The sequence below is a fragment of the Pyxidicoccus sp. MSG2 genome (assembly GCF_026626705.1).
In the GTDB taxonomy this organism is placed as follows: Bacteria; Myxococcota; Myxococcia; order Myxococcales; family Myxococcaceae; genus Myxococcus.
Window position 1 is genome coordinate 12,186,075 of record NZ_JAPNKC010000001.1, and the last position, 22,710, is coordinate 12,208,784.

The 22,710-nt window shown below is 70.1% G+C and carries 21 protein-coding genes; 14 read left to right on the plus strand and 7 right to left on the minus strand.

Annotation, left to right across the window (positions count from 1 at the left end; all coding sequences use genetic code 11):
* Window positions 1-360: 360 nt before the first annotated feature.
* The 5 genes from OV427_RS46370 to OV427_RS46390 are packed head-to-tail and all read left to right on the plus strand — an operon-like array spanning window position 361 to window position 5,410.
* On the plus strand, window positions 361-1,425 hold the full coding sequence (locus OV427_RS46370) for an HlyD family secretion protein (RefSeq protein WP_267862662.1): 1,065 nt from the start codon (window positions 361-363) through the stop codon (window positions 1,423-1,425).
* On the plus strand, window positions 1,422-2,183 hold the full coding sequence (locus OV427_RS46375; RefSeq protein WP_267862663.1) for an ABC transporter ATP-binding protein: 762 nt from the start codon (window positions 1,422-1,424) through the stop codon (window positions 2,181-2,183). Before OV427_RS46370 ends, OV427_RS46375 begins: the two co-directional genes overlap by 4 nt.
* Window positions 2,180-3,118 (plus strand): ABC transporter ATP-binding protein, encoded by a 939-nt coding sequence (locus tag OV427_RS46380; RefSeq protein ID WP_267862664.1) that lies wholly within the window; start codon window positions 2,180-2,182, stop codon window positions 3,116-3,118. Before OV427_RS46375 ends, OV427_RS46380 begins: the two co-directional genes overlap by 4 nt.
* 7 nt (window positions 3,119-3,125) lie before the next feature.
* Window positions 3,126-4,256, plus strand: a complete 1,131-nt coding sequence (locus OV427_RS46385; protein WP_267862665.1) for an ABC transporter permease — start codon at window positions 3,126-3,128, stop codon at window positions 4,254-4,256.
* A 17-nt stretch (window positions 4,257-4,273) separates the two neighbouring features.
* Entirely contained in the window at window positions 4,274-5,410 is a 1,137-nt protein-coding gene (locus OV427_RS46390; protein WP_267862666.1) for an ABC transporter permease, read from the plus strand.
* Window positions 5,411-5,412: 2 nt separating this feature from the next.
* On the opposite strand, the gene OV427_RS46395 is transcribed toward OV427_RS46390, so the two are convergent.
* Entirely contained in the window at window positions 5,413-6,093 is a 681-nt protein-coding gene (locus OV427_RS46395; protein WP_267862667.1) for a YdeI/OmpD-associated family protein, read from the minus strand.
* Window positions 6,094-6,221: 128 nt separating this feature from the next.
* Here OV427_RS46395 and OV427_RS46400 point away from each other — a divergent pair, with 128 nt between their 5' ends.
* Window positions 6,222-7,652, plus strand: a complete 1,431-nt coding sequence (locus OV427_RS46400; protein WP_267862668.1) for a M1 family aminopeptidase — start codon at window positions 6,222-6,224, stop codon at window positions 7,650-7,652.
* Window positions 7,653-7,656: 4 nt separating this feature from the next.
* On the opposite strand, the gene OV427_RS46405 is transcribed toward OV427_RS46400, so the two are convergent.
* Window positions 7,657-8,979 (minus strand): hypothetical protein, encoded by a 1,323-nt coding sequence (locus tag OV427_RS46405; RefSeq protein ID WP_267862669.1) that lies wholly within the window; start codon window positions 8,977-8,979, stop codon window positions 7,657-7,659.
* 118 nt (window positions 8,980-9,097) lie between these two features.
* Between OV427_RS46405 and OV427_RS46410 the strand changes: the two genes are divergently transcribed.
* The gene (locus tag OV427_RS46410; RefSeq protein WP_267862670.1) at window positions 9,098-9,772 is read left to right on the plus strand and encodes a DUF2267 domain-containing protein; all 675 of its coding nucleotides are present in this window, start codon (window positions 9,098-9,100) and stop codon (window positions 9,770-9,772) included.
* A gap of 19 nt (window positions 9,773-9,791) precedes the next feature.
* Here OV427_RS46410 and OV427_RS46415 read toward each other — a convergent pair whose 3' ends face one another.
* On the minus strand, window positions 9,792-10,091 hold the full coding sequence (locus tag OV427_RS46415; protein ID WP_267862671.1) for a hypothetical protein: 300 nt from the start codon (window positions 10,089-10,091) through the stop codon (window positions 9,792-9,794).
* Between the two features lie 26 nt (window positions 10,092-10,117).
* The gene (locus OV427_RS46420) at window positions 10,118-10,510 is read right to left on the minus strand and encodes a hypothetical protein (protein ID WP_267862672.1); all 393 of its coding nucleotides are present in this window, start codon (window positions 10,508-10,510) and stop codon (window positions 10,118-10,120) included.
* A 208-nt stretch (window positions 10,511-10,718) separates the two neighbouring features.
* On the opposite strand from OV427_RS46420, the gene OV427_RS46425 reads away from it, so the two are divergent.
* The 3 genes from OV427_RS46425 (at window position 10,719) to OV427_RS46435 (ending at window position 15,130) form a co-directional block, all read left to right on the plus strand.
* Window positions 10,719-12,539 (plus strand): GAF domain-containing sensor histidine kinase, encoded by a 1,821-nt coding sequence (locus OV427_RS46425; RefSeq protein WP_267862673.1) that lies wholly within the window; start codon window positions 10,719-10,721, stop codon window positions 12,537-12,539.
* Between the two features lie 69 nt (window positions 12,540-12,608).
* Complete coding sequence (locus OV427_RS46430; protein ID WP_267862674.1) at window positions 12,609-13,853, plus strand: MFS transporter; 1,245 nt, start codon at window positions 12,609-12,611, stop codon at window positions 13,851-13,853.
* Between the two features lie 251 nt (window positions 13,854-14,104).
* Window positions 14,105-15,130 (plus strand): hypothetical protein, encoded by a 1,026-nt coding sequence (locus tag OV427_RS46435; RefSeq protein ID WP_267862675.1) that lies wholly within the window; start codon window positions 14,105-14,107, stop codon window positions 15,128-15,130.
* A 93-nt stretch (window positions 15,131-15,223) separates the two neighbouring features.
* Here the strand turns inward: OV427_RS46435 and OV427_RS46440 are convergent, their stop codons facing one another.
* The gene (locus OV427_RS46440; protein WP_267862676.1) at window positions 15,224-15,418 is read right to left on the minus strand and encodes a hypothetical protein; all 195 of its coding nucleotides are present in this window, start codon (window positions 15,416-15,418) and stop codon (window positions 15,224-15,226) included.
* Between the two features lie 112 nt (window positions 15,419-15,530).
* Window positions 15,531-16,763, minus strand: coding sequence for a threonine aldolase family protein (locus OV427_RS46445; protein ID WP_267862677.1), 1,233 nt, complete (start codon window positions 16,761-16,763; stop codon window positions 15,531-15,533).
* Between the two features lie 409 nt (window positions 16,764-17,172).
* Between OV427_RS46445 and OV427_RS46450 the strand changes: the two genes are divergently transcribed.
* The 3 genes from OV427_RS46450 to OV427_RS46460 all read left to right on the plus strand — a co-directional run bounded on the left by OV427_RS46450 (window position 17,173) and on the right by OV427_RS46460 (window position 21,534).
* The gene (locus OV427_RS46450; protein ID WP_267862678.1) at window positions 17,173-18,594 is read left to right on the plus strand and encodes an esterase/lipase family protein; all 1,422 of its coding nucleotides are present in this window, start codon (window positions 17,173-17,175) and stop codon (window positions 18,592-18,594) included.
* A gap of 106 nt (window positions 18,595-18,700) precedes the next feature.
* Window positions 18,701-20,137, plus strand: coding sequence for a hypothetical protein (locus tag OV427_RS46455; protein ID WP_267862679.1), 1,437 nt, complete (start codon window positions 18,701-18,703; stop codon window positions 20,135-20,137).
* 29 nt (window positions 20,138-20,166) lie between these two features.
* A complete protein-coding gene (locus OV427_RS46460; protein ID WP_267862680.1) occupies window positions 20,167-21,534 on the plus strand; it encodes an MFS transporter in 1,368 nt (455 codons plus the stop codon).
* On the opposite strand, the gene OV427_RS46465 is transcribed toward OV427_RS46460, so the two are convergent.
* Window positions 21,488-22,258, minus strand: coding sequence for a 3-hydroxybutyrate dehydrogenase (locus tag OV427_RS46465; RefSeq protein WP_267862681.1), 771 nt, complete (start codon window positions 22,256-22,258; stop codon window positions 21,488-21,490). The two genes, OV427_RS46460 and OV427_RS46465, sit on opposite strands and share 47 nt — an antisense overlap.
* A gap of 89 nt (window positions 22,259-22,347) precedes the next feature.
* Here OV427_RS46465 and OV427_RS46470 point away from each other — a divergent pair, with 89 nt between their 5' ends.
* Entirely contained in the window at window positions 22,348-22,704 is a 357-nt protein-coding gene (locus tag OV427_RS46470; RefSeq protein ID WP_267862682.1) for an energy transducer TonB, read from the plus strand.
* Window positions 22,705-22,710: the final 6 nt, after the last annotated feature.

A 22,710-nucleotide genomic window follows, 5' to 3' on the forward strand; every position in this document is an offset into this window, starting at 1 on the left:
ACCAGCGGCCCCTCTTCCCCGGGGAAAGAGGACGGGCGCAAGGTGCCACGCCGCCCTTTCCGCGAGCCCGTGAAGAAGCATGAAGATGCGGTAGCGAAGGACCCGCCCCCTCGGACGGAGCCCCGCGTGCGGCGCATGCGCAGCTTTCCTTCGGAGGGGGGTGTGACACACGAGGCACATGAGTGCCGGGCCAGGAGGAGACCCGTCGGCCTTCCGGCAGGGGTGCCGGGATTCCGACAGGGGGACCGCGCGGGCATCCGACACCCGGGCACTCCCTCCGACTGACGCGCTCACGGCATGGGGCTTGCCATGGGCTTCCCCGTCACCGCGCGACGTGCCGCGGCTTCGAGGGGAGAGTCCATGCGACGTGCCGTCCTGTTGTTCGTGGTCCTGGTGGGTGCGCTCGGCGCCCTGCTCGGGTTGCGCATCCTGAAGGACCGCCGGGCGGCGGAAGGGCCCGCGGGCGGCTCGGGCGTGGTGGAGGGCACCGGCGTGGACGTGCGCGCCCGCATCAACGCCCGCGTGCTGACGCGGCACGTGGAGGAAGGCGCACGGGTGGCCAAGGGTGCGCTGCTCGTCACGCTCGACTGCACGGAGCCCGAGGCGGGCCTCGCGGAGATGGAGGCCCGGCTGGCCATGGCCCGGGCGCAGGCGGACGCCGCACGGGCCGGCGCCCTGGCGGCCGGTCGCAACAGCGAGGCCGTCGCCGCGCAGGCCACCGGCAGCCAGGCGCAGATTGCCTCGCTGGCGGACCAGCAGGGGCTCGCGAAGCGGCAGGCGGAGCGTCTGCAGCAGATGGGCGCGGCCACCACCGAGGCCTTGCTGGACGAGGCGAAGGCCCGGGCCGCGTCGCTGGAGCAGCAACTGGAGGCCGCGCGTCACTCCAGCACGGCCGCCGGGCGGCAGGCCCGTGCCGCCACGGAGCAGGAGCGCGCGAGCCTGCAGCAGGCGGAGTCCGCCCTGCGCGGAGTGGAGGCCGCCGAGGCCACGCTGCGCCGCGCCCGCGTCACCGTGGCGGAGTGCGAGCTGCACGCGCCCATGGCGGGCACGGTGGAGACACTGGCGCTGGAGCCGGGTGAGTTGGCCCTGCCGGGCGCGGTGGTGGCGCGGCTGGTGGACACGGCCCGGCCCAAGGCCACCTTCTACCTGCCCAACGCGGAGCTGGCCGCGGCGCACCCCGGGCAGGAGGCCACGGTGCGCGCGGACGCGTACCCGGACCGCACCTTCCCCGCCCGCGTCGTCACCGTGGCGCGCGAGGCGGCCTTCACGCCGCGCAACGTGCAGACGCGCAGTGACCGGGACAGGCTCGTCTATCCCGTCGAGGTGCACATCGACGCGCCAGAGGGGCTGCTGCTGCCGGGCATGCCGGTGGAAATCACGTTGAGCCCCGGGCAGGCGCCGGCCGTGGCGGAGCAGCGGCCATGAGTGATGCGCCGGATGTCGCGCTCGAGGACGTGCGCAAGGGCTTCGGCGCCACCCAGGCCCTGCGGGGCGTGTCGCTGGCGGTGGGCCACGGCGAGGTGTACGGCCTCGTGGGCCCGGACGGCGCGGGGAAGACGACGGCCATCCGGCTGATGGCGGGCCTGCTGCGCGCGGACGGCGGCCGCGTGCGGATGCTGGGTGAGGACCCCACGAATCCGCGCTCCCAGGTGCGCGAGGGGCTGGGCCTGGTGCCCCAGCGCAACACCCTCTACGGCGACCTGAGCGTGGATGAGAACCTCCACTTCTTCGCGCGGCTGTTCGGCCTGTCGAAGGCGGACTTCGCCTCGCGGCGCGAGCGACTGCTGGACATCACCCGGCTGGGCCGCTTCACGGAGCGCCGGGCGGACGCGCTCTCCGGCGGCATGTACAAGAAGCTGGCGCTGGCGTGCGCCCTGCTCCACCGGCCGCGCGTGCTGCTGCTGGACGAGCCCACCAACGGCGTGGACCCGGTGAGCCGCCGTGAGCTGTGGGAGCTGCTCTACACGCTGGTCCACGACGGCATGACGCTGATTGTGTCCACGCCGTACATGGACGAGGCGGCGCGCTGCCACCGCGTGGGGCTGCTCTACGCGGGCGAGCTCATCGCCGAGGGCGGCCCCCGAGAGCTGGCGCGCCAGCACGGCGTGGCGGCGGCCAACTTCGAGGCGGTGTTCCTCGCGCTCGTCGAGCGGAGCAACGGCACCGGCGGGAGGGCCGCATGAGCACCGCCATCGAGGTGGAGCACCTGACGCGGCGCTTCGGCAACTTCACCGCGGTGAACGACGTGAGCTTCACCGTGGGGGCCGGAGAAATCTTCGGCTACCTGGGCGCGAATGGCGCCGGCAAGTCCACCACCATCCGCATGTTGTGCGGGCTCTTGAAGCCCACGGGCGGCCATGCCCGGGTGGCGGGCCACGACGTGAGCGAAGAGCCGGAGCGCGTGAAGGCCGGCATCGGCTACATGTCCCAGCGCTTCTCGCTGTACCTGGACCTGACGGTGCGGGCGAACCTGGAGTTCTTCGCCTCCGCGTACGGCGCACACGGCCGGGAATTGGCGACGCGCATCGGAGAGATGGTGGAGCGGATGCAGCTCACCTCCATCCAGGACGAGGTGACGGGCTCGCTGCCGGGAGGCATGCAGCAGCGCGTGGCCCTGGCCAGCGCGGTGCTGCACCGCCCGCGCATCGTCTTCCTGGACGAGCCCACCGCGGGCGTGGACCCGATGCAGCGCCGCTCCTTCTGGGCACTCATCCGCGAGCTGGCCGCGGGCGGCACCACCGTCTTCGTCACCACGCACTACATGGACGAAGCGGAAAACTGCGCCCGCATCGGCATCATGGTGGACGGACGGCTGGTGGCGCTGGACACCCCGGAGGGCCTCAAGCGCACGCACGCCCCGGGCCGCGTCCTCGAGGTGCGAGGCCCCAACCTGGCCCCCGCGCTGGACGCACTGCGCGGCCAGCCCGGCGTGCTGGACGTGAGCCGCTTCGGCTCGGGGGCCACGGTGAGGGTGGACCCGGAGCGGTTGACGGCGGAGTCGCTCGGGCACTGGCTGCGCGCGCGGGGCGTGGACCCGCTGGAGTTGGAGGAGTCCGCGCCCACGCTGGACGACGTCTTCCTGGCGCTCACCGCCGGGGCGCAACGAGGGGAGGACTGAAGCCACCATGGCCACTTCACACGCGCGCCGTACGGTGGGCCGCATCCTCGCCATGGCTGGCAAGGAGGTGCTGCACATCCGCCGGGACATCCGCACCCTCTACCTGGCGCTGGCCATGCCGGTGCTGCTGCTGGTGCTGTTCGGGTTCGGCATCAGCTTCGACGTGGACCACCTGGTCCTGGCCGTCGTGGACCAGGACCGCACCGCGCAGTCGCGCGAACTGGTGCGCAACGTGACGGCGTCCGAGGAGTTCATCCTCCAGTGGGAGGGCACGTCCCCTGAGGAAGGGCTGAGCGAGCTGCGGCGCGGAAAGGCCATTGCCGTGCTGGTGGTGCCCCGGGGCTTCGCCGAGGACGTGGCGGGGGGCGGGGCCCAGGTGCAATTGCTGGTCGACGGGGCGGACGGAAACACCGCCACGCAGGCGCTGGCCAAGGCCCAGGCGCTGGTGGAGATGGCGAGCAGGAAGCTCGCGGGTGCGGCGCCGAGGGCGCCTCCGCTGGAGGTGCGGGTGCGGACGCTGTTCAACCCGAACAGTCGCTCGGCGCTGTTCCTGGTGCCGGGGCTGGCGTCGTACCTGCTGGCCATCGTCGCGGTGCTCATCACCGCGCTCACCGTGGCGCGCGAGTGGGAGCGCGGCTCCATGGAGCAGCTCTTCGCCACTCCGGTGGGACGGATGGAAATCATCGTGGGCAAGCTGCTGCCGTACCTCGGCATCGGCCTGCTCCAGGTGCTGCTGGTGCTGACGGCGGGCGCGTGGATTTTCGACGTGCCGGTGCGCGGCAGCGTGGTGGCGCTGGGGCTGGGGGCGCTGCTGTTCCTCATCGGCATGCTGGGCCAGGGGCTGCTCATCTCCGTGGTGACGCGCAACCAGGTGGTGGCCACGCAGGTGGCGACGATGACGTCCGTGCTGCCGTCCATGCTGCTGTCGGGCTTCATCTTCCCCATCGCCAACCTGCCCCCGCCGCTGAAGGTGGTGAGCATGTTGATTCCGGCCCGGTACTTCGTGAGCACGCTGCGCGGGGTGCTGCTGCGCGGCAACGGCGTGGACGTGCTGTGGCCGCAGCTGTTGGCCATGGCGATTTTCGCAACGGTGATGCTGACGCTGGCCACGCGCCGCTTCCAACGACGGCTGGACTGAAGGGAGGGCCTGGACACATGCATCCCCTGGTCGTGCAGTACCGAGCCGTGGTGGTGAAGGAAGTCCGGCAGACGGTGCGGGACAAGCGCGTGATGGCGCTGCTCACCATTGCCCCGCTGATGCAGCTCTTCGTCCTCGGCTTCGCGGTGAACTTCGACGTGCGCCACGTGCCCACGGCGGTGGTGGACCGCGACAACACCTCGGAGAGCCGCGACTACGCGCGCACGCTCCTGGCCGGCGACACGCTGGATTTGAAGGCGGAGGTCCACGACGAGCGCACCGCGCAGGAATTGCTGGAGCGCGGCGAGGCCTCGGTGGCGCTGGTGTTCCCCCGGCAGTTCCAGGAGGACGTGCTGCGCGGAAGCGGAGCCCAGGTGCAGGCGCTGGTGGATGGCTCGGACCCGGTGCGCTCGGGCGTGGCGGTGGACGCGGTGGCACGGCACGCGGCGCAGCGGGCCGCGCGGCTCATGCAGACGGAAGCCGTGGCCCGGGGAGAGCTTCCACTCCGCCCACCGGTGGAGCTGGTGCCGCGCGTCCTCTACAACCCGGAGCTGTCCACGGCGGTGTACGTGGTGCCGGGCATCGCGGCGATGCTGCTGCTCGTCGTCACCACCATCATCATGGCCATGGGGCTGGCCCGCGAGCGGGAGAGCGGCACGCTGGAGCAACTCCAGGTGACGCCGCTCAAGCCCGGCATCCTGATGGCGGGCAAGGTGACGCCGTTCGTCCTCATCGGCCTGGTGGACGTGGGCCTGGCGCTGAGCGTGGGCGCCTGGGTGTTCAAGGTGCCGCTGCGGGGCAACCTGGGGCTGGTGGCGCTGGCCACCCTGCTCTACCTGCTGTCCACGCTGGGCGTGGGGCTCCTCATCGCCACGCTGAGCCGCACGCAGCAGCAGGCCTTCGTCGGAGGCTTCCTCTTCCTGCTCCCGGCGGTGCTGTTGTCCGGGGTGATGACGCCGATCAACGCCATGCCGGACTGGCTGGCGTGGGTCACGTACTTCAACCCCGTGCGCTACTACGTGGAGGTGCTGCGCGGCACGCTGCTCAAGAGCGCGGGCCTGGCCGACCTCTGGCGGCAGGTGCTGCTGCTGGGCGTCTTCGGCACCCTCGTGATGGCCATGGCCTCGCGCCGCTTCCGCAAGACGTCGACATGACGTCAGGGGTGCGGCTTCTCGTGCCGGGCGAGCATCGCCACGAAGTCGGCGATGCGCCGCGCCCGCGTCTCCGCCTTCTTCGCGTTATGGACGCGCCACAGGATGGCGTAGCGGTTGGCGGCGTTGAGCGTGGCGAAGAACGCGGTGGCGCGGGGATTGGCGGCCAGCGCCGCCGCCAGGTCCTCCGGGACGGTGGCCTTGCTCGGTGAGTCGTAGGCCGCTGCCCAGCGCCCGTCCTCCTTGGCGCGCTCCACCGCCGCGAGCCCGGAGGGCTGCATCTTCCCTGCGTCGACGAGGGCCTGAATCTTCTCGCGGTTCACCTTCGACCAGACGCTCTTCGCCCCGCGCGGGGTGAACTTCTGCAGCCACCACGCGTCGTCGAGGCTCCCCTTCTGGCCGTCAATCCAGCCCCACGCGAGCGCCACGTCCAGTGCCTCCGGATACGTGACGGACGCGACGCCCGCCGCCTTCTTCGCGAGCTTCAGCCACACCCCGCGCGACGACGCATGATTCGCCGAGAGCCACGTCTCCCACGCGCGCTGGCTCTCGAACGGGAGGGTGGGCAGTTCCCCCGCGGGCGAGGCCTTCGCCGTCGTCACGGGCGCCTTCTTCACCACGGCCTTCTTCGTGGGCGCGTTCTTCGCGGGCGTCTTCTTCACCACGGCCTTCTTCGTCGCGGGCATCGTCGTCGGGCTCCTGGCGGGAGCGGTCGGATAGCACGACATGCCGCGACCCGCGACGTCCTCAAACCCGGGCCGGAAGGTGTGCTAGGAGAGCCACGGGAGTTACGAGTATTTCCTGGAAAACACACATGATCCCTGTAGCGAGAAGAGTCGCCGTCCTGCTGTCCTTCACGAGCCTCTGGGCCTGCGGCCCCACCACGGAGCCCGCCGGCCCCGAAGCGTCCCCTGCCCCCGGAGCCGAGGTGCTGGGTGAGACGCAGGAGACCCTGTCCTGCCCCCCGCTTTCGGAGGGCTCGCAGTTCGGCTCGTGCCCCGAGCTGTGCACCGTCGTGAACCGGCTGCCGCTGCCGCTGCCCCAGGCGAGCCTGTCGCGCAACATCCTCGCCACCGCGCTGGACGTGAAGCTCGCCACGCTGAGTGCCACGGCCACCATCCAGGTGTCGCCGTCGGTCGCGACGGGCCTGTCGCTGAAGGTCGGCGACCTCGTCATCACCGGCGTGCGCAGCCGCTGCGGCACGCTGAAGTACACCGTGCAGGACGGACAGCTCGACATCGGCCTGCCGGTGTGGGCGAGCAGCGTCATCATCGACTACACCTTCTCCGAGACGCCCGACTTCGACGGCTACCTGCCCAACGGCAGCACCTTCACGTGGCCGTCCTTCTGCGAGAACCTCTACCCGTGCCACCCGGCGCTGGCGGACGGCGTGAAGTTCTCGCTGAAGGTGGGCAACCTGCCCGCGGGCAAGAAGGCCGTGTACCCCACGCAGATTCCCGGGGACGCCCCGGCCTACATGCTGGCGTGGGCGGTGGGCGACTACACCGAGCTGCCCCTGGGTGCTACCACCGCGGGGACGCAGGTCTCCGTCTGGCACCTGCCCGGTGAGGCGGCCGTCGCGACCTCGGGCACGCTCCACCTGAAGGCCGCGGTGGACTTCTTCGAGAAGCAGTACGGCCCGTACACCTTCGGCCGCAAGGTGGGCTCGGTGTCCGCCAACTGGGGCCCTGGCGCGTACGGCGGCATGGAGCACCACCCGTACTGGCACGTGGCGTCGGACGCCATGGACGACAAGTTGGTGCACCAGCACGAAGCCGCCCACGGCTGGTACGGCAACGGCGTGCGCATCCAGTGCTGGGAGGACTTCGTCCTCTCCGAGGGCACCGCCGAGTACCTCACCGCCCGCTCCGTGCGCGCCACCGAGGGCGCCGAGGCCGAGGCCGCCGTCTGGGTGCAGTGGACGGGCGAGCTGGAGCGCGCCGTCTCGCGCGGCGACACCCTCGCGTTGCCGGACTCCACCTGCAACGCGATTGACATCCTCACGCACCCGCTCTGGTCCAACATCCCCTACAAGAAGGGCGCGTTCTTCTACCGCGCGCTGGAGAAGCAGATCGGCACCGCGGCCATCGACCGCGTGCTGTCCCGCTTCTACCGCCAGCACGTGGGCGGCACCGCCCGCATGCAGGATCTGCTGGACCTGGTGAAGGCGGAGACAGGCCAGGACCCGACGCCGCTCGCCAACGCGTGGCTGCGCAGCCTGGGCATTCCCGCCGAGACGCCCTGAGCGTCTACTGGGGGCCGGACTCCGCGGTGGAGTCCGAGCCCCCACCCAGCTTCTTCTTCAGCGCCTCCAGCCCCTTGCCGCCGACCTCCTTCGCCGCGTTCAGCGTGTCACCGGCCTCGCGGGCCACCGTGTCCACCGAGACGGAGCTCATGCCCTGGCGCACGCGGTCCATCCAGGCGATGGGCGCGTAGACCTGCTTCGCCCGCTCCGGGCCGAGCACGGTGACGAGGATGTGCTCCACCCCGCCCGCCCGGGCGATGAGCGCCTGGCCCAGGATGACGGCCGCGCGCGCCTGCAGGAAGATGGGCAGCTTCTTGCCGTGCTTGCGCATCTCCTCCGCGCTCGCGTGGATCTCCTGCTGCTCGGCGGCGCCGAGGTAGGGGCTGGCGGCCAGCTTGTCGAGGTACTTCGCGGACTCCTCGTAGCGCTCGCGGCGGAAGTGGATGAAGGCCCAGCCCCACCACGTCAGCTCGTTCTCCACGCCCAGCTTCTCCAGCGAGCCCAGGCCGCGCTCGATGTCGTCCTCCGCGGCGCGCTCGCGCTTGAGCCCCATGCGGTTCCACGCGCGCGCGAAGTAGCCGGCGGCGAGCAGCGTCTCCCGGTACTGCGAGGACGTGACGCTCGCCGTCGCGGGGAACTCATCCAGCGGCAGCGTCTCCACCCCGGAGACGAAGGCGTTCAATTCCTCCTCGGCCGCGTAGTGGTAGCCCGCGCCGCAGAACGCGAGGCCGCGGTTGCCCTGGACGGCGGTGCGCAGGCCCGCGGGCCACGAGGGCTGGGGCGTGGAGCGCGCCAGCTCGTAGAACACCACCTCCGTGGCGGGGATGCGGTTGCCCCGGTCCGCGTTGTCGAGCACCAGCCAGAGGGCGGCGAGGACGGCGTGCTCCACGCCCGCGTCGTAGAACGGCAGGGGCGCCGGCGCCTCCGGCACGAAGCGGTTCCACAGCAGGGGGAACTCGTCCTCGTCGCGCTTCTCCAGCGTCTTCTTCGCCTTGTAGAAGGCGATGGCCAGGTCCAGGTACGTCCTGGCCATCTTGCGGGCGTCCTCCTCGCTGACGGCCTTCTCCGGCAGCTCCCGCGTCGCCGCGGCCGCCTTCCAGAGGGCGGCGACCTCCTCGGGCGCGTTCGGCTGGCCCTCGGCGCGCACGGTCAGCTTGAAGGCGCGGTACGGCACGAGCGCGTAGGAGTCACGGAGCTTCTTGTCGATCTCCGCCCGCTCCTCGGCGGCCCGCTCGGCGTCCGACTTGCGGCAGCCCGCCAGCACGGACAGGAGCACGAGGGAGAGAGCGGCGGTGGCGCGCAGGGTGATGGGGGTGTGGGAGTTCATCGGGAGCGGGACGGTAGCACGGGGCCCCTCCCCGCTCCTCGCGGAGCCACCGGGCGGCGGAGCCCGGGCGCAACGGCGCGGGCATGCACAACCTCTGCGGGAGCGGAGGACGGCGAACATGACGCACGACGAATTCCTGGCGCGAGTCGCCGAACGCGCGGGGCTGTCCGGCCCCGAGGAGGCCTCCCGCGTCGCGCGGGCCGTGCTCGGCGTCGTGGGTGAGCGACTCGGCCGGAGGGCGGTCTTGCGGCTGGCCGAGGACCTTCCCGGCCCGCTGGAGGGCATGCTGCGAAACGATGGCCCCGGCCAGGACTTCGACGAAGACGCGCTCTATGCGCGAGTCGCCGGCCGCGAGCACGTCCGTCCGGGCTTCGCGGTGGAGCACACGGGCGTCGTCTGTCAGGCGCTGGCCGAGGCGCTCTCCGAGGGCGCGCTGCACCGGCTCCACGAGGACCTGCCCGGTCCGCTCGGCGCCCTCTTCACGCCTCGCGAGGTACGCGAGCGCTTCGAATACGTCCACGTCGAGGCCACCCACCACTCCCTCGCCGAGGGCCACCCGGGAAGCCAGCACCCGCTGTCCGCGTCCCGGCTGGAGCGGGCGCACACGCACTCGGTGGTGAGGTCCGACAACCCGCACGGGGACACCAAGCTCTCCAGCGCCTCCGGACTCACCCAGGAACGCGAGCACTCGTCGCTGTCCAGCGCGTCCGGGCTCACGCAGGAGCGCCAGCACTCGACGCTGGCGACGGGCCACCCGGGCGCGAGGCTCGCGCGCGGCGACGACGAGGACTGACGCCGCGCGCTCTCGGGGCCTACCTGCAGAACCAGCCGTTCTGCACCCAGCCCCACTTGTTCACGTTGCCGTAGGCGAAGCCGTAGGCCCACTCACCGCTGGGCGAGTACTTCGTCACCTCCATCGTCTGCCCTTGATACAGCGTGCCGATGAAGATGCCCGCCGGGGCGTCGCGGACGTACAGGTTCTGCGCGCACACGGTCAGCCGCGGCCCCGCCCACGCGGGAGTCACCTTGAACGCCTGCCACGCGCCCACCGCGCAGAGTGCCACCAGCGCCACGCGCGCCACGTACGGCAATACGGTCCGATTCGTCGTCATCGTGTCCTCCTCGAAGCGCGGCGGGTTCAGAAGCAGCCCGCGATGGGGTTGTTGGGCCCGGCGCAGCGGGTCATGCACGAGCGGAGCAGGTAGCCCCAGTCGTCCGGCCCGTAGTCGAGGATGACGGCCCAGGACGCCGTGCCCGCGTCCTGGCGGATGCCGACCTTGTCGCCGTAGTACAGCGTGCGGATGGGATTCTGAGGCCCCGCCGTCGTCGAGTAGTTGCCGTACATCGTCGCGCTCTGACACGTGATGATGGCGTGGTCCGTGTAGGCCAGCTCCGTCACCGTGCCGCCCCGCTCGTCCGGGCCTTGCTCCACCGGGCGTTCCCCGGCCCCGGCCGACTCGCTTCCACAGCCCGCCATCACGGCCAGCAATCCCGAGACACCCACTACGACGGCGCTTCTCCTGAGGTTCATGGCGACGCGTCTCCCTGGAATGAATCCGACGACAGGAGATTTCTACCGCTTCCCTGGGAAGCCTCTCAATGTTTGATTTCCAGATTATTACAAAACAGCCAGACCTCCCGGACCCACCGGTTCGGGCAGGTGAAACCGGGCACTCCGGACCCGGGGTGATCACCATGTAGGTGAGAGGGAGGCGATTCCCTACGCGCGGGGGGCGGGCATGTACCCGGAGAGCAGCTCACACGAGGTCGGCACTCACGACGGTGCATCCCAGCGGGTGTCCGGGCGGTTGGAGAGCCACCTGGAGGAGCTTCAGCAGATCATCACCCGCCAGCGCCGGATGGAGGCCCTGCGGCGCACGGCCCTGCTGGACAGCCCCGCCGAGGAGGCCTTCGACCGGCTGACGCGGCTGACGACGCGGACGCTGCACGTACCGGTGGCGCTCGTCACCCTGGTCGACAGGGACCGGCAGTTCTTCAAGAGCTGCACGGGACTGCCCGCGCCCTGGTGTGACGTCCGGCAGACGCCCCTCACCTACTCCTTCTGCATCCACGTGGTGGCCAGCGGGCAGCCACTCGTCATCGAGGACGCGCGCAAGCACCCGGTGCTGAAGGAGAACCTCGCCGTGGATCAGCTCGGCGTGGTGGCCTACGCCGGCTTCCCCTTGAAGACGCCGAATGGCGAGGTTCTCGGCACCCTGTGCGCCATCGACACCGAGCCGCGCGCGTGGACGAAGAACGACCTGGCCATCCTCGCGGACCTGGCGACCTCGGCGACGACGGAAATCGAGCTGCGCGCCACGCGCGAGCTGGAGGGACAGGCCCGGGCCGCGGAGGCCGCGCGCGTGACGGCCGAAGCCGCGCGCCAGCGCTTCGCCCTGCTGGCGGAGCTGAGCGGCGCACTCGCGGAGCAGTTGGACCTGGGCCGCGCACTCACCCTCGCCGTGCGTTTGTCGGTGCCTCTGGTGGCCGACGGCTGCGTCCTCGACCTGCTCCAGGAGGACGGACGGCTGCAGCGCGAGGCGGTGGCGCACCAGGACCCGCGCGAGGAGCAGCGGCTGCGCGACGTCTCCGAGCCCCCCGGCCTCTTCCTCTCCGAGGCGGGCGACTCGTCGATGATGGCCGGCCACCTCCGCCTGGGAGACCCCGGAGGATCCTCCATCCGCCTGACGCTCATGGGGCGCGGCCGGGTGCTGGGCGCCATCAGCTTCACCACCATTCCCCCGCGCCGCCTGGGCGACACCGAGGTGGAGCTGGCGCGGGACGTGGCGCGCCGCGTGGCGCTGGCAGTGGACAACCACCGGATGAATCACGAGCTGCTCGAGGCGGTCCGCTCCAGGGATCGGTTCCTCTCCAGCGCCTCGCACGAGCTGCGCACGCCGCTGATGACGCTGCGGATCCAGTCCCAGCTCCTGCTGCGCATCACCCGCAATGAGAAGCCCTGTTCCTCCAGCGTGCTGACCTCCAAGGCGGACGTCATCGTGCGGCAGGTGGAGCGGCTGGGGCACCTGGTGGACGAGCTGCTGGACCTCGCCCGGGTGCGAGAGGGGCGGCTGCGCTATCACCTGGAGGAGCTGGACCTGGCGGAGGTGGTGCGGGAGGTGGCCATCCGCTTCCGCGAGGAGCTGTCACGCAGCGGCAGCACGCTGGTGCTGCGCACCGAGGGCAGCGCCCGTGGAAGATGGGACCGGGGCCGCCTGGAGCAGGTGATGACCCACCTGTTGGCCAACGCCATCAAGTACGGGCAGGGCCGCCCCATCAGCCTGCTGGTGACGAGGGATGAGCACACCGCGCGGCTCCTCGTCCGCGACGAGGGCATCGGCATCGCGGAGGCGGACCAGGCGCGCATCTTCGAGCGCTTCGAGCGCGCCGTGTCCGAGCAGCACTACGGGGGCCTCGGGCTGGGGTTATGGATCGTCCGGGAGGTCCTCGCGGGGATGGGAGGCACCATCGCCGTACACAGCCATCCGGGGATGGGCTCCTCCTTCACCGTGGAGCTGCCCCGGCACGGAGCCGCCGAGCAGACCCCGGTCCTCCACTGAGAGTGGGGGCTGGCGGGCCGCAACCAGGGTGGCGCGGGAGGGACGCGTGGGTTAGAGCCCCGTCCCAGCATGGCCGCCCTCGTCGACGACGCCTCCCCTTCCCGCTCGGTCTTCCGCCATCGTGACTTCCGCGTGTACCAGACGGCACGCCTGTGCGCGGTGCTCGCCATGCAGATCGAGTCCGTGGCCATTGGCTGGCAGGTGTACGAGCTGACGGGGAGCGCGCTGGCGCTCGGCTATACGGGCCTGGCCCAGTTCCTCCCCTTCCTCGCCTTCAGCCTGCTGGGCGGACAGGTGGCGGACCGGGTGGACCGGCGCGCCATCCTCGCGGTGTGCCAGGGGGTGATGCTGCTGTGCAGCCTGCTGCTGCTCATCTTCACCCTGGGGCACATCCGCGACGTGCGCTTCGTCTACGGCGTGCTGGTGCTCTTCGGCACCGCGCGCGCCTTCTATTCACCGGCGGGCTCCGCGCTCACGCCGCACCTGGTGCCGCGCGAGGAATTGACGAAGGCGGTGGCCGTCAACTCCACCACGTGGCAGGTGTCCACCATCGCCGGCCCGGCCGTGGGCGGCCTTCTCTACGGGTGGATGGGCGCCACGGGGGCCTACGTCGCGTCGGCTTCGCTGTGCGCGCTCACGGTGGGGTGGATTCTCTCGCTGAAGGTGCGCACGGGCAGCGCGTCCACGGAGAAGCTGTCCTTCGCCACGCTGGTGGCGGGACTGCGCTTCGTGCGACGGCAGCGGGTGCTGCTGGGCAGCATCACCCTGGACCTGTTCGCGGTGCTGCTGGGCGGCGCGGTGGCGCTGCTGCCCATCTATGCGCGGGACGTGCTGCACACCGGGCCGTGGGGCCTGGGCCTGCTGCGCTGCGCCCCGGCGGTGGGCGCCGCGTTGGTGGCCGTGTTCCTCGCCATGCGTCCGGTGGGTGAGCGTGCCGGGTGGAAGATGTTCATCGCGGTGGCCATCTTCGGCGCCGCCACGCTCGTCTTCGGTGTGAGTCGCTCCCTGCCGCTGTCGCTGGTGGCCCTGGCGGTGGCGGGCGCCGCCGACATGATCAGCGTGGTGGTGCGGCAGACCCTGGAGATGGTGGTGACGCCGGACGACATGCGTGGCCGCGTGGGTGCGGTGAACATGATGTGCATCGGCGCCTCCAACGAGCTGGGCGAGTTCCGCGCGGGCGCGCTCGCCGAGAGCGTGGGCGCCGTGCATGCGGTGGTGGTGGGCGCGGTGGGGACGCTGGTCGTGGTGGCGCTCTGGGCGTGGATCTTCCCGGAGCTGCGCGACGTGAACCGGCTGGACTCCGTCCGCGAATAGGCTCCCCCGGCAGGCCCGGCGAAAATAATCGTCCGCCGGCCTTGCCCGGATTTTCACCCCACGGGTCCAAGTTCGTGTGCCCCTCGGACCTTCAGGTGCTCATCGGCCGGTATGTCCGTGCGGAGGAGCTCCGCCAACCCCTTCAGCCTGACACCGTCACACCGAGCCTCCTGGGCGCTCTATCGAGGGGCGCGAAGCAAAGGGAGCGGTCCTCCCGAGCTTTGCCGAGCCGTCAACCCGAGGAGAGGTTCATGCGACGAGAGGCACCCCACGTTTTTCTCCACGTCGCAATCATGACGCTGCTGGCGCTGACAGCAGCCTCCGGATGCGGGCCCCCGTTGGAAGCAGAAGAGGCCGAAGTCGAGTCGGAGCCCCAAGCGATTCGATGCGACGACTGCGGCGACGACGACGACCCCCATGACCCCGGTGACCCTGAGCACCTTTGCGAACCCGGGCGCACCCGCTCGTGTCCGAACATCCATGGCTGCGTGGGGCAGAAGGTCTGCTTGGATGATGGTACGGACCATGGTCCGTGCACGGGCGGCGGAACGACCAATTGCAGGTGCGTCCCCGGCTCGGTAACGAGCTGCCAGCCCGAGGCGGGGGCGTGCGGCCAGAAGACCTGTAACTCCGACGGAAACACCTACGGCGCCTGCACCCAACTTCCGTGTGGAGTGTGTACGCCAGGGGAGAAGCGGGCCTGCGACTACCGGGGCTCGGCAGGCACTTCCCATTGTGCGCAGGGCGAGCAGACCTGCAATGCCTATGGCAGTGGCTTCGGTGCCTGTGCGGATCCCACGTATCAATGCGGCAGGTGGAGCAGCATCGACCCGAGGGAGTGCGCATTCACCGGCATTGCCAAGCATGCGGGCGTCCTCGCCGACATTCCGAGTGGTGACAGCAGGCAGGCCTACGTCATGAACCACCCGGCCAATGTCTACGGCATGCAGCTGTATGCGAAGGCCTACTCATCGGACATCTGGGGCAACGCGTGGGGTACCTTCGCGGTACCGAACTCCAGCTGCTTCGTCTACCGCTTGAGCTACCTGAAGACGTGCTCGAGCCCCTTCACCGGGAGCATTCTCTACAGGAATCCGGACACCGGCATGACCTTCAGGGAGAGCGCTGGTTTTCCCTGCATGAGCGCCTGCTTCGGATTCATCGATCGCAAGGTGTACGACCGCGAGCCCCAGTGGGGAAACGAGCCATTCCTGGGGGGTGGCTTCGGTGGACCGCCACGCTGCGAGACGATCGTCGGCACGACGTTTGAGTGGTGACCTGGAGCCGTTGGAGCTGAATGACAAGGGGCCTCCGCGCAGCTACTGCGAGCCGGGCTCGCAAGCTCCGGGGGAGCCCCAGCCCTAGGACGTCTAGGCCCGCTCTCCCTCGACGGAGACGCGGAGCCCGCCATGGGTGACGGTGATGGTGGGACGGCCGAACCACCCGCAGTGCTTGCAGACGGCGCTCGGCCCTGACGCGGACACTCGCACCGGTAGGTCCGCCGAGCACACCGGGCAGCCCTCCGGAATCTTGTAGTCACGCGATGTCGGCTGAACTTCGGTCATGCATCTGAGTTAACGCAGGACGAAGCCTCCGCAACCCACCGCGCCCGGGAGTGTCGGGCGCGCTTCGTTCCTTCCGTGAGCCTGGCTGCCTGCCCTCCACCCGGCCGGCCGCTCACGTCCCTTCGAGCAGCCGCGAGAAGGCGCGCGCGATGTCCGCGTCCTTGACGTTGCTCCCCACCACCTCCTCGCCCACCTGCAGCTCCGTCTCGACGACGCCGGGCACGCGCGTGGTGCTGAAGCCGCCGGCCACCCAGATCTTGTCCTCGCGAGCAATCCTGTCCCGCTGACGGGACAGCGCCCCCGGGTCGCCGCGCAGGTAGACGCGGAACATGTTGGTCTGCACCGGACGTGGCAGCACGGTGATGCGCGAGTCGGCGGCAATCGCCTCCGTCAGCGACTTCGCGCGCTTCGCGTACTCGGGGATGCGGGGCAGCACTTCGTCCAGGCGCATGGCGGCGGACGCCACGTAGGGCAGCATCTGGAAGAGGTTGCCGCCGTGCCGGTGCCGCCAGAGGCGCGCGGTTTTGACGAAGTCGGCGCTGCCCAGCACCATGGCCCCGCCGAGCGCGCCCACCATCTTGTAGAAGGACACGTAGACGGAGTCGAAGCCGCGGCAGATGTCCGCGTACGAGCGCCCGTAGAACGGCTGGCTCTCCCATAGCCGCGCACCGTCCATGTGGAGCTTCACGCCCTTCTCGCGGCAGGTGCGCTTCAGCTCCTCCAACTGCTCCCACGTCTGGAGCTGCCCGCCCAGCCACCGCACCGGCAGCTCGACGCTGACGGTCCCCAGCGGCTCCTTCGCGTCGAGCACGTCGCTGGCCAGCACCGGACGCGTCCACGGGCAGAGGATGACCTCGCGCAGCCCGTGCAGCACCGCGTGGGCGTCGTCCTCGTGCAGCACGTGGTGGGACGAGGGATGCACGCCCACGCGCCGGTTGCCGCTCGCGTCCGCGTACATGCGCAGCACGCACAACTGGCCCATGGTGCCCGTGGGCATGTAGCAGCCGTCCTCGAAGCCGAGCATGGCCGCGACGCGCTTCTCGAACGCCTGGATGAACTCACCATTGCCGTAGTAGTCGCGCGACACGCCCTGGCGCTTCACCCACTCGCCAATGCGGATGAGCTCCGCGCCCGCGTCAGTGGGGCCTCCGAGCGTCAGCGACGCGCGGCACTCGCGGCGGATCTTCTCGATTTCCGCCCGCGACGGCGGCGCGGCGGACGCACTCTTCGCCGGCGCGGGCGCGGGGGGCGTGGCGGCCTCCGCGGTGCCACGCAGCAGCGCCGAGCCGGACAGCAGGCCGGTGAGGGCGAGGAACTCCCCGCGGCTGAGATGACGTGGATTCATTCGGTGTGCGCCTTCCTGGTGACGTCGGAGTCCAGGGGCCAAACGTACACCCATGACGCGCCGCGATGGGTACCTGGCTTCGCAACACCTGACGCACCGCGACGCCCACCTCACGCCACCCAACCCCTGACGCACTGCAATACTGAATCAGGCTTCAACTCTGACTCGTGACGCGCCGCAATACTGAATCAGGCTTCAACTCGCGGCGGCCGAAAGATGAATCAGTCTTCAACTCCGGTTTGCTCCCGACGCTCCGGGTTTGGTACGAATCCTCTACTTGCGGCGCTGAGTGTCCACGCCGCAGGCCGGGGCTTCCCGCTATCCGGTGTGCTTCGCCGGCGGGAATCACCCGCACTTCCATCGAACCCTGTAAGCGATTGCAACGGAGCTACAAATGGCAACGCGTCGCATGAGTATTCGTGCTGTGGCGGTGGTCTTCGGGCTGTGCGGGCTGGCGTGTCAGAACCAGGATCCGGGCGAGGACAAGCCGCCCGTCGACGAGGCGTCGGCCGAGGTGAAGGCCTGTCGCGAGCGCATCGCGGCGAAGACGGCGGAGGTCCAGGCGGCGGGCATCGACATCTCCACCTGGTCCATCCAGGACGCGCCGGAGATGGCGGAGATCACCACCACCGCGCCGCAGACCCAGGACACCTACCGCACCTATGACGGCCACTACCGCCCGCTGACGAACCACCAGGGCTGCTCGGTGGACAACCTCTACTACGACAAGGCCAACACCGCCGGCACCACGCCGTACAAGGACGGCAACAACGACGGCAAGTGGACCGGCGCGGTGGCCTTCGGCGGCCCCAACGCGGCCACGGACTATATCGGCGGCGACAAGGCGAAGATCGACGGCTATCCCTGCGCGGCCAAGGAGTACACCCAGAACAACGAGGACAGCGCCAAGCCCATCATCATCCTCGTGCACGGCAACTCCACGCGCCCGCACACCTGGGAGAAGTTCGTCCTCCCAGCGGGCACCTCCGTCAACACCGCCACGGAGAACGTCCAGTTCACCGCGGACACCACCGCGCGGGAGCAGCTGGCGGAGAAGCTCATCGCGCTGCGCTACCGCGTCATCGCCGTGGACTTCCGCACGGACATCGTCACCACCATCGACCCGGCCGCCAACAGCACCACGCAGAACGCCGCGGGCAACATCGACCACGGCTGGGCCACGCCCATCCTCCAGTCGCTCGTGAAGGCGGTGATGAAGAACAACCCCAACCGCAAGGTGGCCCTCATCGGCCACTCGCTGGGTGTCACCGTCGTGCGCGACGCCCTGCGCCGCCAGTACGTGGAGTGGAGCTCCGGCCGCTCGGGCGGCGTCAACCCCTTCCCTCAGCTGAGCCACGTCATCCTCGGCTCGGGCGCCAACCACGGCGTGTCCACCTACGACACCCAGCCCAACTCGCTGTGCGCCGCCAACGACACCATGCGCGGCACCATCGTCTGCGAGATGGGCAGCCGCTCCAACTACGTGCAGACGTACTTCCACAAGCCGCTCAACGGCCCCCGCGACCTCTTCGCCACCCCCTGCGCGGACGGTGACTACGCCTTCGGCAAGACGGGCCAGTGCGGCAACAACGTCGTGAAGTACTTCACCATCACGATGACGGACAAGACGAAGGGCACCAACTACCAGGACTTCTACGTCTCCGAGGCCGCCTCGCGCATCGAGATGGAAGGCTGCGTGACGAACACGCTCACCACGCTGAGCGACTACGACACCAGCGGCTACTTCAACAAGGGCTTCATCGCGAACCACTTCGGCTCCATGCGCTCCAGCGCGGGCCTGGACCTGGTGCTGCGGTACCTGGCCCAGTAACGCGCGCATTCCCCCCTCCCCCCCAAGGCAGCAGGGCCGGCCCCGTCGCGTGAAGTCACGCGGCGGGGCCGGTCGTAGTCTCCCCTCTCCTTCCCGAGCACACCCAATGAAGCGACTCCCCTTCACCGCGACCCTGTGCGCGCTGGCCCTGGGCACCGTGCCGGCTGCCTGGGCCCAGACCCCCGCCCCCGCCAGCACCGAGGCCGCTCCGGCGGCGCCCGCCACTGACGCGCCCCAGGCTCCCAATGCCGCTCCCGCAGCCACCAGCGAGGCCCCCGCGCCCGCGCCGGCCGAGAAGGCCGACACGCCCGAGAAGGTCCCCACCCCCGAGGAGATGGCGGGCACGAGCGAGGTCATCGACACCGCGCCCCCGCCCGTCGTCCGGCCGCGCATCGCCGTGGGCAACGAGACCTTCTACGTGAAGCCGCTGCTCGCGCTCGCGGGCGGCATCCACGTGGAGAACCTCATCCAGACGCTCAACCGCAACCGCGAGAGCCGCGCGACGACGGTGGCCCTCACGCGCTTCGGCTTCGAGGGCCGTCTGGGCCCCTACGTCTCCTTCAAGAGCGAGTTCGAGCGCAACATCCGCGCGCACGGCTCGGGCGTCTGGGAGGGCACCGCGTCCTTCAGCGTCCGCGACCAGGTCATCCGCCTGCAGCGCTGGAATGCGACGGTGGAGGCCGGCATCGTCGTGGACCCGGCCAGCGTGGACTACATCTCCACCCACGTCGCGGACACGTTTCTCGCGGACAAGTACACGCGAGATCCGCTCCTCTACAGCGGCTTCAACCGCGGCCAGGGCGCGCAGGCGGCGTATGACTGGAAGGGCTTCCGGGTGGGCCTGGGCTTCACGGCCGCCAACCCGCTGAGCACGTCCAGCTCCTACCAGGTGGGCGGCTCGTTCGGCGGCGGCAGCCGCTTCTGGGAGCGGCCCCTGGGCAACTACCGCAACGGCCAGCCGGATGACGACCTGCACTTCCAGGTCCTCAGCCCGTCCATCGCGTACACGCACGAGCTGTTCGAGGCCAAGGCCATGGCCCAGGTCTTCGACGTGAACTACCAGACGACGTCGCGCACGGACCCGCTGCTGCACGGCAACAACCTGCGCGGCAACGTGCTGCTGAAGCTGCACACCAACGTGGGCATCCCCCTCTTCATCACCCCGTTCTTCAACATCGCCCGGGTGCAGAACGACGTCACCAACAGCACGCCGGGCTTCGCGGACCAGCTGCTGGGCACGCGCTACACGGCGACGTCGCTGTCGGCCGGCGTGGACTTCAACGTGCAGGGCCGCTCGGGCGTGGGCTTCCAGATTGCGCGCGTGTCGGACCGCTCGCCCAGCTTCGTGCCCCCCACCGGGGACTCGGCCGCCACCGAGCCCGTCACCCGCACGACGCAGACGTACCTCAACATCGGCGGCACCTACTGGTTCACCGAGGACGTGGCGCTGGGCGCCCGCTACGCGCGCTACCAGAAGAAGCAGGACAACGAAGAGGACGAGATTGACGCCTCGTACTTCATGACGCTCCGCCTGCTGCTGTAATCATGTCGTTGGAAACGGGAGGGGAAGGCATGGAACCCACGCAGCAGCGGCAGGACTCCATCATCAAGGTGGCGGTGGCGAGCTTCATCGGCACCGCCATCGAGTGGTACGACTTCTTCCTCTACGGGACGGCGGCGGCGCTGGTGTTCAACCGCCTCTTCTTCCCCTCCCTGGACCCGCTGGCGGGGACGATGGCGGCCTTCGGCACCTTCGCCGTCGGCTTCGTCGCCCGTCCGCTGGGCGGCGTGGTGTTCGGCCACTACGGCGACAAGCTGGGCCGCAAGGCCATGCTCAGCGCCACGCTGATGTTGATGGGCCTGGCCACCTTCGCCGTGGGCCTGCTGCCCACCTACGACACGCTGGGCATCTGGGCACCGGCGCTGCTCGTGCTGCTGCGGCTGGTGCAGGGCTTCGGCCTGGGCGGCGAGTGGGGCGGCGCAGTGCTGATGGCGGTGGAGCACGCGCCGCCGAATCGCCGGGGCTTCTACGGGAGCTGGCCGCAGATGGGGGCACCGGCGGGCATGCTGCTGGCCACGGCCGTGTTTTCCGTCTTCTCGCGCCTGTCGGAAGCGCAGTTCCTCGCGTGGGGCTGGCGCATCCCCTTCCTGCTCAGCTCGCTGCTCATCGGCATGGGCGTGTTCATCCGCCTGCGCGTGGCCGAGTCCCCCGTGTTCCAGAACCGCAAGCCGGAGGCCGCGGCCCCACGCATCCCGGTGCTGGACGCGCTGCGGACGTACCCGAAGCAGATCCTCCTGGCGATGGGGGCGCGCTTCGCGGAGAACGGCTTCTTCTACATCATCACCACGTTCGTCCTCTCGTACGGCACCGAGCGGCTGGGGCTGCCGCGCTCCACGTTCCTCAACGGGGTGCTGATCGCCATGTCGGTGCACCTGGTGGCGATTCCCGCGTTCGGCGCCGCGTCGGACCGCTTCGGCCGCCGGCCGGTATACCTGGCGGGCGCGGTGGGCTGCGGGCTGATGGCGTTCCCCTTCTTCTGGCTGCTCGACACGAAGGAGACGGGGCTCATCTGGCTGGCCATCTGCCTGGGCATCGTCGCGCACGCGGCCATGTACGGCCCGCAGGCGAGCTTCTTCTCCGAGCTGTTCGGCACCCGCGTGCGCTACAGCGGCGCGTCGCTGGGCTACCAACTGGCGTCGGTGTTCGCCGGAGGGCTGTCGCCCGTCGTCGCCACCGCGCTGCTGGCGCGCTCGGGCGGACAGGCGTGGCCGGTGTCGCTCTACATGGTGGTGCTGGCCGTCATCACCCTGGTCTCCGTCTGGCTGTCGGCGGAGACCTTCCGGGAGGAGCTCGCGGAGGCCCCGCCCCTCGCGAGCCCTGGCGAGACGGCGCTCAGCGAGCCGTCCAGCCGCAGTCCATCACCTGTGCCGCCCCGGTGATGCCGCCCGCGGCGTCCGAGCACAGGAAGGAGATGTAGGCGGCGACCTCGGAGGGCTCGAGGAGCCGCTTCACGGCGGCGGGGGCGAGCATGATCTTCTCGACGACTTCCGCCGCGGTGATTCCGTGGACGCGCGCCTGGTCGGCAATCTGCTTCTCCACCAGGGGCGTGCGCACGTAGCTGGGGCACACGGCGTTCACCGTCACGCCCTTGTCGGCGGCCTCGAGGGCCACCGTCTTCGTCAGCCCCATGAGGCCGTGCTTGGCGGAGACGTACGCGGACTTGTACGGCGAGGCCACGAGCCCGTGGAGCGAGGACACGTTGATGATGCGCCCCCACTTGCGCTCGTACATCAGCGGCAGGGCGTAGCGCGTGAGCAGGAACGGGCCGACGAGCATGATGCGGATGAGCTGCTCCCAGCGGTCCTCGGGGAACTCCTCCACCGGGGACACGTGCTGGAGGCCGGCGTTGTTGACGAGGATGTCCAGCCGGCCCCACTCGCGCTCGGCGGTCGCCACCAGGGCGCGGCAGTCCTCGCGGGACGAGACGTCCGCCCACTGGTAGCGAGCCCCCGGAAGCCGCTGCGCCGCCGCGGTGCCGGCGTCCTCGTCGAGGTCCGCCAGCAGCACGCGCACACCCTGGGACGCCAGGCTCTCCGCCACCGCGAGGCCGATACCATTCGCCGCGCCCGTCACGAGGGCACACCGACCTGAATCCTGATTCACGTTCCACCTCCGCGCGCCATGGTGGAGGAAGCCGGGACGGAGGGCAATGCCTCGGAGGCGGGAGCCGCGCCATGATATGCGGCGCCTACATGCACGCGTCTTTCTCCCGCAACCAGCTCGCCGGCTCCGGGCTGGCCGCCCTGCTCTTCCTCGCCCCTGGCTGCGCGGCCCACCGGACCGCCGAGACACCTCCAGCGCCTGCCTCCAGCACCATTCCCAGTTGCACGGACGAAGCGAAGGCGGCCCACGTCTCGGGCAAGGCGGTCATCCAATGCGTCATCAAGGCCACCGGTGATGTCAGGGACTGCGTCGTCAAGAAGCCGGTGCCGCTGATGACCGAGCACCTCGTGGACGCGCTGCACCGCAGCAAGTTCCCGCCCGTCGTGTACAAGGGCAAGCCCATCGATGTGGCCTACACCTTCACCATCACCCTGGACTGCAAGTAGCGCGGC